The following is an 11348-nucleotide window of genomic DNA, read 5'->3' as shown; positions in this document are numbered from 1 at the left end:
GGCCGGGTTGACGCCACTAGCGCGGACGAGATCCGGGTCGCCGTTCACTGCCGTGAGCGGCTGTCGGCCTGGATGCACCGTCGGCGCTGACGGCCGCAGACAGCTCTGGGACAAGTGGCTGCGAGCGTGTCACCACGAATGGCAGAGAGCGGCAGGCCGCGTCACAGACAACACAGATCGCTGGCGACGTGGACATGGTCCACCGTCCGCCGGATCGAGAATCGCCTGGCCTGCATGTTGGCGACTATGTCGGCCGGAATGGTGGGTTGTCAAGGTGGATCGCCACCCGGCATGATCGGCCACCCTGGCCGGGACGGTCATCGGGCACAGTGACGCAGAGGTGACTCCGGCCGCTCCGGCGCCGGGAGTCCGTCGTCCCGGCGGCGGCGCAATTATTTTCACCGCACTGCTAAACGTTGACCCGCTCCGCAGGGGGAGCTGACCATGGCGCCATGGCCGGAACGGACTGTGCGCCATCCGGGCGCCGGGCGGCCGGCTTCCCTTATGTTCCGCCACCGTGCCTGCGCTGTCAGCCAGGCGCGGTCGGTAGCAACAGGCGGCTGTAGGCGGTCCTGTCTCCACGGCGGCCTCCGGTCCACTCGAGAGTGACGCTGTGAGTTCCATGGCTGTCCCGGTCGGCGTGAACGAACGGTCCGTCACGACTGGCAGCGGCGCTCTGCCCACCTTCCACCGACCAGTTCACGTCCATCAGTCCATCAGCCCATCTCGACCCTGGAGCAGTTGACGATGACAGAAGTCGTGCACGAACTGGGGATCGATATCCGACCTCTCTCCGGCTACACCGGGGCTGAGGTTCATGGTGTCGATCTGAGTCGGGATCTCGACGACCAGACGGTCGCCGAGATCCGATCCGCCCTCCTGCGCTGGAAGGTCGTGTTTTTCCGCGATCAGTCGATCGGTCACGCCGAGCAGATCGCCTTCGCGGCGAAGTTCGGTGAGCTCACGCTCGCTCATCCCTACGAGGACGCGCCGCCGGACGGCTTCCCGCAGATTCTGCCCATCGACAGCCGCCGCTACGAGGCGAAGTTCGGCACGCGGAAGGTGACGTATGACAACGGCTGGCACACCGACGTCACAGCGTTGGTGAATCCACCGGCCGGGTCCATCCTGCGTGCCGACATTGTCCCGCCGTATGGCGGTGACACTGCCTGGACCAACCTCGTCGCAGCCTACGAGGGCCTGCCGGCTCCGCTGCAGAGCCTGGCCGATCAGCTGCGCGCCAGGCACAGTTTCGGTGGGAACCGCCGCCTGTTCGCTGCTGACTCGGACTATGCCAGGAAGGTTGCCGCCGAGCCGCTGGTGGCGATCCACCCGGTGGTCCGCGTCCATCCTGAGACCGGCGAGCGGGCATTGTTCGTCAGCCCGAGCTTCACCGCGGGCGAGAACGAGATCATCGGATTTTCGTCCCGCCAGAGCCGCAGGCTGCTTGAACTGTTCTACGAGGAGGTGTCCCGCCCGGAGTACACGGTGCGGTTCCGGTGGCAGCCGGGAGACATCGCGTTCTGGGACAACCGGGCCACCGCACATCTCGGGCCGTCCGATCTCGGTCATCTCGACTTCGACCGGGTGCTGTACCGGGTCACGCTCGTCGGTGACATTCCCGTCGGCGTCGACGGGAAGCAGTCTGAACTCATCACCGGGCAGCCCTTCCTCGCCGGCTGAGCATCCCGGACGATTGATCAAGGAGAATCATGGCTGTCACAGGTACAGATTTCGACGTCCGCAGGATCACTGGACGGATCGGCGCCGAAGTGGTCGGTGTGGACCTACGCGAGGATCTCGACGACGACGCGATCGCTTCGATCCGAGCGGCGTTGCTGGAGTACAAGGCACTGTTCTTCCGCGGTCAGACGCTGGACGACGCCGGACAGCAGCGATTCGCCGCGCGCTTCGGTGGGCTCACCACGGCTCATCCCACGGTTCCGTCACTGGAGGGCAGCCCGAACGTACTGCCGGTCGATTCGGCGCAGGGTCGGGCCAACAACTGGCATACCGACGTCACTTTCCTCGTCAGCCCGCCGTCCGCGAGCACGCTGCGCAGCATCGTGGTCCCGCCCTATGGCGGGGACACGCTCATCGCGAACTCGGCGGCCGCTTACCGGGACCTGCCCGATGAACTCCGTGAACTGGCCGACCGGATCTGGGCGGAGCACACCAACGACTACGACTACGCGATACCGTCGGCGAACTCGGAGAAGACAAAGGCATTCCGGGAGATATTCGTTTCCCGGAAATACCGGACCGCTCACCCTGTGGTCCGGGTACATCCCGAAACGGGGGAGCGGGGCCTGTTCATCGGCGGCTTCGCACAACGTGTCGTCGGTTTGTCCACGACCGAGTCTCGCGACATTCTCCGTCTTCTGCAGACCTATGTGACCCGCCCGGAGAACGCTGTCCGCTGGCGGTGGGCGCCGGGTGATCTTGCTTTCTTCGATAACCGGATCACCCAGCACTACGCGGTTGACGACTACGGCGACCTTCCGCGATTGTTGCACAGGGTGACCGTAGCCGGCGGTGTGCCGGTGGGGGTGGACGGCCGGCGCAGCTACGCCATCGAAGGTGACGACGCCTCCCACTACACGCCGGTCGCGGCGTAACCGGTCCGTACTCGTCCGGTAGCCCGTACTCGTCCGGTAGCCCGTACTCGTCCGGTAGCCCGGACCCGTCAGATAGTTCGTCCGCCCCGTTGCCGGTTCGTTTCGGCGGCGGGGCGGATTCGTATGCCTGGTCCGGGAGCAACAGGTTTCCGCCGTCAGCTCATCTGCCGTCATGGGTGACGCTCTTATCCGCTCCGCGTGACTGTATTTTCCTACCAAGTTGGTTGACAATCGTTGTGGACTTCCTTACCATCACCGGTATGAGGGGGTGCACCTATCTGGTCTGTCGCGTCCACATCGACCTGCGTCGAGTGGCGAGCGCACTCTGTTGGTCGGCCTTGATTTGACCCGGTCCCTCCATCCGGGCATAACCAACCGTCGACATTCGCGAAGACCTTCACCCATTCCGGATATTTTCGCGCCGGATCCTGCCGCTGCTGGAGCGCGGACGACGCGAGGAGTGTCCGGGCACCCGCCCGCAGCGCGGACCTGTGACCGCAGCGCTGTAGCTCCGCCGCGTCTGCGTGCGCCACCGCGGCACAAGGAGGACATCCCGTGCCGGTGCACACACCCAACAGCCAGGCTCCGACCCGGCCCGCGGTCGCGGGTCACGCCGACACCACCGGTTCGGCCGCGGCGGTTCTGCGTGCCGTGCTCGACCACGGGCCGGTGGCCCGCACCCTCATCGGCCGGGCGACCGGGCTCAGCCCGGCAGCCGTGTCAAGGCAGACCGCAGACCTGATCTCGCTCAGGTTGCTGCGGGAGCTGCCGGCATCCATCACGCCACCTCGCGCCGGCCGGCCCTTCATCCCCCTGGACATCGACACCCGGCACCATGTCGCTTGCGGTGTGCACATCGCGGTGTCGTTCATCACGTTCAGCCTGGTGGACCTGCGCGGTCGGGTGCTGGCTCAGGAGAACGTGTCCCACCAGGGCGTCGCCGTCGAGGTGCTCCGGCAGATCGGCGAGTATCTGCCCGGTTTCATGGCGCGGCACGCCCGGGGGAACCGCCCGATCGGCCTTGGGGTGGTCACCGGTGGCCGGGTGGATCCGCGGCGCGGGGTCATCGTCGAGCATGGTCCGCTGGGTTGGCGTGACGTCCCGGTCCGCCAGGTGCTCGCCGCGGTGACGAGCCTGCCGGTCCACGTGGACGGCCACGCCCGCGCTCTCGCCCAGGCCGAGATCCTGTTCGGGGATCCACGGGCACGACGCAGCCTGGTACACCTGTTCGTCGGCAACGTCGTCGATGCGGCGATCGCCACCGGCGGCCTGGTGCACCGCGGTCCGCACTCGGGTGCCGGGGACGTTGCCCACCTGGCATTGTCGGACGTGCCGGTGACCTGCCCCTGCGGTCGGTCCAGCTGTGTGCAGGCGGCGATCTCCGAACAGACCCTGGTGAAGCGGGCGGTCCGGGATGGAATGATCCCCACGCCGGATCTGGGAAGCCTGACCGATGCGGTCCGGGGAGGCGACGTTCGCGCACGGACGCTCCTGCGGGACCGTCTTCGTCTCATCGGCCGCGTGGTGGCCATGCTCCTGGACATGATCGATCCTGAGGTGCTCGTGCTCACCGAATACACCACGATCGTCCTGCCGGAGCTGCTGGCCGACCTGTATGAGGAGGTCGCGGCGCATTCACGGGTGTGCGCCGATCCAGAGCGCACCGTGCTGTCCAGCCGTTTCGGCCCGCAGGCCTTGGCGGTCGCGGCGGGCGCAACGGTGCTCGATGCCGTCCATCGCAGCCCACGGAGCCTGCGTCCAATACCGTCCGTCCCGAAAGGAGCATGAGGGTCCATATGGCCGGAGTGATTGTTCACGATGGCCATATCGACGCTGGTGGCCCGGTGTTCCACGGCCTGCCGTCGTCGAAGTGGTACGAGCGGGCGCAGCGTGTGCTGCCCCGGGGGGCGGTACGGCGGCTCCGCGTCGGGGGGTGGGGCCGGCCGACGGATGCGTCAAACATCCAGACACGGGTGCCAGTCGTGGGGCGGCGCCCTACCCGGTGGTCGCGATACCCGGTGGCCGCGATACATGGTTCCTGATCGACGGATCATCCCGCGTGCTCAAGGAAGTGAGTACGCATACGGCTGCCATCACAGCCGTATACTCCCTCATTTTCATGATCGGGCAATGCCTGTCGGGTGGACCTGGGTGAGGGCGGCGGCTATCCGGGCGGCGACCTCATCCGGGTGGTCCCGAACGGCGAAGGATGGGAAACGCAGGACCCGCTCGCCGCTGAGCACCAGCTCGTTGCTGCGGTTGATGTCGACAAGCCAGGTCCGCGGGTCGAGGTGGCCGATGCCGTCGATCTCTACAGTCAGCCGGGCCTGCTCCCAGCGGGCGTCCAGGTACCAGCGTCCGCCCACCCGTTCCCTGACCGCCTGGCGGTCCGGCAAAGGCAGGCAGGCCGCGCGCAGTGCGTGGATGAATCGCAGTTCGGGCAGCGAATGGGACCCGCCTGCGACATCGGCGAGGGTCTCGCTGATCAGACGTCGCCGGCTGATCCAGACACGCCCGTCGAGAACGGATCGCAGCCGCGCGGCGGTGGTCAGTCGCTGTTGGACCCCTGCGGCCAGAACCGTCCGGGCACTGTCCTGGCTGGTGGCGGTCGACGCCATGTCCAGCAGCGCATGTTCGATACGCATGCGGGATGGGCGCGCGGACGGGAGGATCTCATCGGCGGTCAGATTGCGGCGGCGATGGACCCGGACCCCGGGTACGGGAGGTACCCGGTGCTGGTTCGAAACGGTGACGTGGATCGTTCGTGATGGAAAGCCGCCCAGCCCGCCCAGCTCGGCCGCGGTTGCATGGCTGAGCGTCGCGTCGGTTCCCGCATGCAGCACAGCCGCCCAGCGCGCCTGCCGCGGGAAAGCGGGCCGTTGTGGGTGACGAGTACCCGCGGGTACACCCGTTGCCAGGCCCCGGTCGCGAGCCGGTGGCGGACGGCGGGGCGTCCGAGGGTATGGACCGCGACTTCCACCCGTACAACACAGTCCTGATCGAGGAGGATGTCTTCCCATTCATTCAGCATGTCCCGACTGTGCATGTCGACCCGCCTGTGGAGGATTCTCTATCCACAGCTCCGATCCGTGCTATGATAAAAGTTTTCCCGAAAACTCTGGGGTAGGACCGTAGCGGCACGGATCTCGCTGGCATCACGGTCTTCCCGACCCTCCTGCGGTCGAGCGATATTTCGGGAGACACGTCGATGGCGATCTTTGAGTATGTCAAGAGTGATCAATGGAGGGAAAGTGAGTACGCATACGGCTGCCATCACAGCCGTTTACTCCCTCACTTTCATGATCCGCTTTTTCAGAACCTGCGGCCTTTCATGTGCGGCCGTTGGCACACGGGGCAATTCGACGACGAATGTCGCGCTGTGCCTGGCGATATCGAGTTCGTTGGCGAGAGCGAGTTCCATGAAGTCGCGGAGGTCGGTCTCCCCGACGACATGCATGCTTCCGGTAAAGCGGTCGCGGAATTCTTCGAGGATGGTGAAATGATCACCGGGGACGTCGATGATTTCGTGCGGAAGCGGCCAGTACGCCCGCCAGTCGGCCAGGCCCGGTACTTCGATCGGCGTCGGAGTCGCTGAGGGTATTCTCGGTTTCTCTACGTACAAAGTCGAGCATGGCCGCGTTGCGTTCGGTTCCGAATGACTCGCAAGCTGGTCCCGGAACACCGACCGGCTGCCCGCCGGGCCGGCCGGATCAGCCCGCGTAGCGGTGTGGGATGGAGTCGTCGAACACGCAGGTGTCGGCGTGGGCTTTCACCACCGATCTTGGTATCGGCCCGGCTGCGTTCACCGGAGTGGGCACGGCAGGCTGATGCAGATCGCTGATCGGGGTGACCGCGCGCTGGGTGCCAGCCAGGCAGACGTCGACCGCATCGGCGACCGCGGCCGACACCTGATGCATACCGGTGGCATGACATGAGCTGGTTTGTGACGAGAAACTCGTTTCTTTCGATAGTCATGACGATACTTGCCGCATCCTGCCAGGATCGGCTACATTAGAAATCCGGTCCATTACTTAACGTAATGGCGATCGGTTTTCGCATGAACGCCGATGTGGCGAGGCGGGAGATGTTCACGGAGAAGTCGGCGGTTGACAACCCGCACGACCGGGGCGCGGGCGGCGCTCGAAGAAGTATGACGCACCAGCAGTCGATGTGGTCGTCATCGTTCATTTCGCGAGGGGACGCATACATGGTGACGCTTGGTGGAATCACTGCGCGCAGATCGGCGCCGCGAGTTTCGGGTGTTCTGTTAGCAGTTCTCCTCTCCGTTTATCTGTGCACGGGAACGGCGAATGCATCGGTGGGCTCCCTGGGTGGCTACGGAGCAAGTGGTGTGAACATCCGCACCTGTGCGAACACTTCCTGTACCGCCGTGGGGGCGGGGTATCCCGGTCAGCAAGCGTGCCTGTTTTACCACGTCGTCGGTCAGACGATCAACGGTAACCGGTACTGGTGGTACCACGAGAATTTCAGCACCCAGGTCAAAGGGTACAGCAGTGCCGCCTATCTTTCGTATTACTATCCGTTTGTCGGCTGTGCGGATGTCTGAGTAGTGGCGGGACCCACCGGGCGAGGCCGGGTTTCCGGACCTGCGCGCCCCGATCCCCGGCCGTGCACGCGCGGGTGACGGGCTTCGCGCCGTGGAAAGCGCGGGCCGCGGTCTGGTTTCTCGGCGTAATACCCTAAAACAGGGACCACAGAAGGGGATGATCTTCAGTGCATGCAGATGCGCCGGAAATCACTGAATCATCGGACCATGTGGCCGATCGCGATGGCGGACGCCACCGGCGTCAGGCGGGCGTCGTTGCGGTGGTCGCCACCGGGATGGCCGCGGTGGTGGCGGTGGGGCTGGGCGTGGCCTCGGCAGTCGCCGGTGGCCGACCTGCAGGCGAGGGGGCTGGCATCCAGAGCAATGTCGTGACAGCGGTCTCCACCGCTGCTGTCGCCGCGGCTCCGGCCGGCCCGGGGCATTGTCCGGCCGGCCAGCTACCGGGGCTGGAGCTTGCACGGTTCCCCGACGGGAAGGCGGCCGGTGCCCCAAATCCAGAAGCTGGTCTGCGCGCAATCCGACCCGGAGCGGAACCGATCATTGTTGAGCATGCCTGGGGTAACGGCCGGGGGGCACCGGTCTGGCTACAGGTCGGTGGCGCGACGTTTGTGGCTAATCAGTTGGGGGATGGCACGTGGTTCGTCTCCCCGGCGACCTTCACGGGGTGCCGTGCACCAGGGGATCTCGGTTCCATGCCTCGCAGTACGGGCGCGCCACTGAACCAGGCCGGCACGGCCAGCGCCGGTTGAGACAGCCGGACACCATCGCCGAGCAGGACGGGCACGATGAGCACGAGGATCTCGTCGAGTACACCGGCGTCGAGGCACTGCCGGGCCGTGCTGGCGCCGAGGACGTTGACGTAGGTGTCACCGGCGGCGGCCTTGGGAGGATCGTATGGCATCGCAACAGGCCGACGAGGATCGTTATCCCGATGGGATCGGGGACGCTGACCGGGACGGCCGGGTGTTCGATGTCCGCCGCGATTTCCATAGGGCTGCTGCCGACGAGATCGGCGCCCTGGCGACATGCCGGTCTGCGCGCCAGACCAGCCGGTTCAAGGTCTCGTTCGTTCGGACGACGCTCCTTCCCGGCGGTGTGGCCGATGTCGTCTGCCCGGGCGGGCAGAGAGAATGGGAGGTATGAGCTTGTTCGGGTTGCCCTCGTTCCTCTGGGACAGCACGCAGGTTGCCAGTTACGAGGCGGCGTTGGAAGCGGGGCATGCGGTGGTCGGCGCCTATTCGGCCCGTATCGCCGACGAGCGGAAGAAGGCCGACCCGGACCTGCTGAAGATCCAGCAATGGCGGGCGGGGTGCCTGGCGGTGATCGCCGAGCGGGATGCGCTGAACCCATCCGACCCGGAAGCGATCAGGGCCGCGCGGGTCCGGTTCAGCGAGCTGGCCGTCCAGGTGCGGGAGGGCTGAGTAGTCAGCACTCCCAGCCCGTATGAGATCCCCCCGGAAGAAGCAGCGTGGATCTTCCGGGAGCTCATTGTCCCGGCGGAGACCCGCCGTGCCCGGCCGGTGGACGCGCCTGTGGTGGTGTTCCTCATCGCCCAGCCCGGCAGCGGGAAGTCACGGGTCACCCCGGACATCGGCGCGACGTTCGATGATGGGTTTGTCGATGTCGACAGCGACCGGTACAAGCCGTTCCACCCGGAATACGACCGGCTCATGGCCGAGGACGACCAGTCGATGGCCTTGCGCACGGGCGCCGCCGGACGCCGGTGGGCGCAGATGATGCATGACCACATCCGCGAGCACAGGTTCAACGCCGTCGTCCAGTCGACGGCGGGCAATCCCGCGTCGGTGGTCGAGGACATGCGCCGCTACCACGCTGCCGGCTACCGGATCGCGGCCGCGTTCCTCGGCGTGCCCGAGGCGATGAGCCAGCAGGGAATCCTCAAGCGCTACTACGACCAGGTCCAGGATCGCGGCAGTGGCCGGCTCACCGTTCCGGAGAACGCGCGCCGCTCCTATGTGGGCGTGCCGGCGCTGGCTGACCGGATCGATGCTGACCGGATCGTCGGGGAGGTTGCGGTGTTCCGCCGCGGTGAAGGTGAGCCGGGGTACCACAACCAGCTCGACCCGAATGGAGAGTGGGAACGGCCGCCACGGCTACGAGCGGCGATCGAGGTCGAACGCAACCGGCCCTGGACAGCTCACGAGACCACGGACTTCCTCACTGTTCAGGCCCAGCTGCAAACCCCTCTCCGCCCAGCCACGCTGCAAGCCCATCTCGGCCCAGGATGGAGCATGAAGGTCGCAGAGATAGGCGGCTGGCTCAACCACTGATGCACCCCGATCCCGCCATGAAGTCGCGGCCGTCAGCTTTCTCCGTGGCGTTCCCGGCAGAGATCACGCCAGGGCCCGACCGGGGCCAGCTCTGTGAACGAAACGTCCGGTGACGGACCTGAAGCCCGCTGGAGCGACGATGGCCGTTGAGGAACGTTGGGACGACGGAAGTGTTCTGTCGGGGGTTTCGAGGCGGGTATGGGAATCCTCTGATGCGGTCTCTTACGAAGTTGCCGTCGAGACCGTTGGACGGCTGATCTCCTGGTACAGCGAGAAAATCGTGCGGGAGCGCCAAAAGCCCCGCCCCGACGCGACAAAAATCGACCGGTGGAAGCTGGCCCAGAACGCCTGCGTACAAGACCAGACGACACTTCTCGCGACCGACCACGAAGCAATCGTCCGTGTCACCACGGACTACGCGGAACGACTTCGGGAACTGACTACGGGGCGAGGATGAACCAGTTTGAAGAGACCCTCGACCCTGACGTCCACGAATTCATCTTCCGAGAAATGATCGTGCCGCAGCGGCTCGCACGAGCGACACCTCAGACCAAGCCGGTAGTGGTGTACCTGATGGCACAACCAGGCGCCGGCAAGACGACCACCGCCAGCATCCTCAAGCACGCGCTCGACCAGCGAGGAGGCGCGACACACTTCTGCAGCGACTACTACAAGGCATACCATCCCACGTACCTCCGCCTTCTGGAGGAAGATCCTCGCACGGCAGGCGCTCGGATCCGTCGGGACTACGAGCACTGGCAGACGATGGGGCACCAGTACGTGCGGGAGGAAAGCGCCGACGCGCTCGTGGAGATGGCCCCATCCAGCGAAGAACGTTCCGTTCGGCAGCCGAACCGTTCGCCGACGCCGGATATCGGGTGCACGTCGTCATCCTGGCCGTCCCCGAAGCGGTCAGCCGGCAGGGCACGGCTGAACGCTACGTCCGGCAGCAGCAGGCGAACGGCCGCGGGAGATTCTCGACCCCGGAGGGTCACGACCGTTGCTACCAGGCCGTGGCCGATATCGCCCAAGGTATCGACAGGGGATCGCTCGTCCACGCAGTGTGGGTCATACGCCGGGGCGAGCATCCGCTCTACCACAACGTCCGCGATTCGGCGGGAGTGTGGCGCGGGAAGCCGGGATGTCACGCAGCACTACAAGACGAGCGAAACCGTCCATGGGATCCTGCCGAGGCCCGCCGTTTCATCGCCACTAACCAGCGTCTCGTCGCCGTCGCACCGGAGATCGGACCCGAGCTCGAACAAATCAAGGCCCTCGCGGCAACCCTGTGGAGCCAGGTTGAGTGAGGCGGGTGCGCAGCCGGTCGAGGTCGGGACCAGGCTGTGGATGAGGGGTGGTCTGTCCCAGGCGGCTGCGTAGGTCAGTGAGGCGGGCGGTCCGGGTGGCGCTGGCCTGTAGGGCGGTGAGCCTGCTGCGGTTGTGTGGATGACGTGGTCCGTGCCGAGTACACGCGGCTGCGGGCCGCCGCGATCGGGATGCTCGACGCGATGCCGGACGTGGAGAATCCGTCGGCGCGGGTCGATGCCGCGCTCCGGAATTTGCGTGCCGTGTTGAGTGGTGACACGCTGCGGCCGTCCGACACGGAGCGCGAAGCGCTTGATCCGTTCGAGCATTCGCTCGCGGCGAGGCTATATGGAGCCGGAATGAAATAACTTGCATTTTTTGATCCTCTCGCAGGCATGTGACCTGCGAAGATGCTACTCGACGGGCATTTGTTATTTCATTACGGCTCCTTAGTGGTCGGCGCTGACTGCGGCTCCGGCTCCGCCGGTGAGATCGGAAAACAATGAAAGTGAGTACCTAAACGGCTGCTATCACAGCCGTTTGTTCCCTCAGTTTGCGATAGGGATC

Annotated in this window: 13 protein-coding genes and 2 pseudogenes; 12 read left to right on the top strand and 3 right to left on the bottom strand. The window is 65.6% G+C overall.

Annotated features, from left to right (window positions below; genetic code table 11):
• The first annotated feature begins 747 nt into the window (after positions 1–747).
• From U9978_RS15790 to U9978_RS15780, 3 genes are all read left to right on the top strand, one after another.
• On the top strand, positions 748–1683 hold the full coding sequence (locus U9978_RS15790; RefSeq protein ID WP_322761892.1) for a TauD/TfdA dioxygenase family protein: 936 nt from the start codon (positions 748–750) through the stop codon (positions 1681–1683).
• A 29-nt stretch (positions 1684–1712) separates the two neighbouring features.
• A complete protein-coding gene (locus tag U9978_RS15785) occupies positions 1713–2618 on the top strand; it encodes a TauD/TfdA dioxygenase family protein (RefSeq protein WP_322761891.1) in 906 nt (301 codons plus the stop codon).
• Between the two features lie 555 nt (positions 2619–3173).
• Complete coding sequence (locus tag U9978_RS15780; RefSeq protein WP_322761890.1) at positions 3174–4406, top strand: ROK family transcriptional regulator; 1233 nt, start codon at positions 3174–3176, stop codon at positions 4404–4406.
• A 329-nt stretch (positions 4407–4735) separates the two neighbouring features.
• On the opposite strand, the gene U9978_RS15775 is transcribed toward U9978_RS15780, so the two are convergent.
• The gene (locus U9978_RS15775; RefSeq protein WP_322761889.1) at positions 4736–5461 is read right to left on the bottom strand and encodes a DUF559 domain-containing protein; all 726 of its coding nucleotides are present in this window, start codon (positions 5459–5461) and stop codon (positions 4736–4738) included.
• Between the two features lie 365 nt (positions 5462–5826).
• On the opposite strand from U9978_RS15775, the gene U9978_RS15770 reads away from it, so the two are divergent.
• On the top strand, positions 5827–6213 hold the full coding sequence (locus U9978_RS15770) for a hypothetical protein (RefSeq protein WP_322761888.1): 387 nt from the start codon (positions 5827–5829) through the stop codon (positions 6211–6213).
• 115 nt (positions 6214–6328) lie between these two features.
• Here the strand turns inward: U9978_RS15770 and U9978_RS15765 are convergent, their stop codons facing one another.
• The gene (locus U9978_RS15765) at positions 6329–6535 is read right to left on the bottom strand and encodes a hypothetical protein (RefSeq protein ID WP_322761887.1); all 207 of its coding nucleotides are present in this window, start codon (positions 6533–6535) and stop codon (positions 6329–6331) included.
• A gap of 140 nt (positions 6536–6675) precedes the next feature.
• Here U9978_RS15765 and U9978_RS15760 point away from each other — a divergent pair, with 140 nt between their 5' ends.
• Positions 6676–7185 (top strand): hypothetical protein, encoded by a 510-nt coding sequence (locus U9978_RS15760; protein WP_322761886.1) that lies wholly within the window; start codon positions 6676–6678, stop codon positions 7183–7185.
• A 616-nt stretch (positions 7186–7801) separates the two neighbouring features.
• Here U9978_RS15760 and U9978_RS15755 read toward each other — a convergent pair.
• Positions 7802–8068, bottom strand: a pseudogene (locus tag U9978_RS15755) (dihydrofolate reductase family protein); the annotation flags it as partial.
• Positions 8069–8079: 11 nt separating this feature from the next.
• Between U9978_RS15755 and U9978_RS15750 the strand changes: the two are divergent.
• From U9978_RS15750 to U9978_RS15725, 7 genes and pseudogenes are all read left to right on the top strand, one after another.
• Positions 8080–8328 (top strand): hypothetical protein, encoded by a 249-nt coding sequence (locus U9978_RS15750; protein ID WP_322761884.1) that lies wholly within the window; start codon positions 8080–8082, stop codon positions 8326–8328.
• The gene (locus U9978_RS15745; protein ID WP_322752626.1) at positions 8325–8606 is read left to right on the top strand and encodes a hypothetical protein; all 282 of its coding nucleotides are present in this window, start codon (positions 8325–8327) and stop codon (positions 8604–8606) included. Before U9978_RS15750 ends, U9978_RS15745 begins: the two co-directional genes overlap by 4 nt.
• Positions 8607–8705: 99 nt before the next feature.
• A complete protein-coding gene (locus U9978_RS15740) occupies positions 8706–9476 on the top strand; it encodes a zeta toxin family protein (RefSeq protein WP_322761883.1) in 771 nt (256 codons plus the stop codon).
• A 109-nt stretch (positions 9477–9585) separates the two neighbouring features.
• Complete coding sequence (locus U9978_RS15735; RefSeq protein ID WP_322761882.1) at positions 9586–9933, top strand: hypothetical protein; 348 nt, start codon at positions 9586–9588, stop codon at positions 9931–9933.
• Positions 9930–10298: pseudogene (locus U9978_RS24095) on the top strand (zeta toxin family protein); the annotation flags it as partial. The gene U9978_RS15735 and the pseudogene U9978_RS24095, both read left to right, overlap by 4 nt.
• On the top strand, positions 10232–10783 hold the full coding sequence (locus tag U9978_RS15730) for a zeta toxin family protein (RefSeq protein WP_416210999.1): 552 nt from the start codon (positions 10232–10234) through the stop codon (positions 10781–10783). The pseudogene U9978_RS24095 and the gene U9978_RS15730, both read left to right, overlap by 67 nt.
• 135 nt (positions 10784–10918) lie before the next feature.
• A complete protein-coding gene (locus U9978_RS15725; RefSeq protein ID WP_322761881.1) occupies positions 10919–11149 on the top strand; it encodes a hypothetical protein in 231 nt (76 codons plus the stop codon).
• Positions 11150–11348: the final 199 nt, after the last annotated feature.

The sequence above is a fragment of the Protofrankia sp. Cr2 genome (assembly GCF_963555885.1).
Taxonomy (GTDB): Bacteria; Actinomycetota; Actinomycetes; order Frankiales; family Frankiaceae; genus Protofrankia.
Note: the sequence above shows the minus strand (reverse complement) of the source record. Positions and strands in the feature narration are given on the sequence as shown.

Bases quoted from the DNA above. Each gene is read 5' to 3' on its own strand.
- U9978_RS15790 (WP_322761892.1), top strand. From the start codon at position 748: ATGACAGAAGTCGTGCACGAACTGGGGATCGATATCCGACCTCTCTCC.
- U9978_RS15785 (WP_322761891.1), top strand. From the start codon at position 1,713: ATGGCTGTCACAGGTACAGATTTCGACGTCCGCAGGATCACTGGACGG.
- U9978_RS15770 (WP_322761888.1), top strand. From the start codon at position 5,827: ATGGCGATCTTTGAGTATGTCAAGAGTGATCAATGGAGGGAAAGTGAG.
- U9978_RS15765 (WP_322761887.1), bottom strand. From the start codon at position 6,535: ATGCATCAGGTGTCGGCCGCGGTCGCCGATGCGGTCGACGTCTGCCTG.
- U9978_RS15760 (WP_322761886.1), top strand. From the start codon at position 6,676: ATGAACGCCGATGTGGCGAGGCGGGAGATGTTCACGGAGAAGTCGGCG.
- U9978_RS15750 (WP_322761884.1), top strand. From the start codon at position 8,080: ATGGCATCGCAACAGGCCGACGAGGATCGTTATCCCGATGGGATCGGG.
- U9978_RS15745 (WP_322752626.1), top strand. From the start codon at position 8,325: ATGAGCTTGTTCGGGTTGCCCTCGTTCCTCTGGGACAGCACGCAGGTT.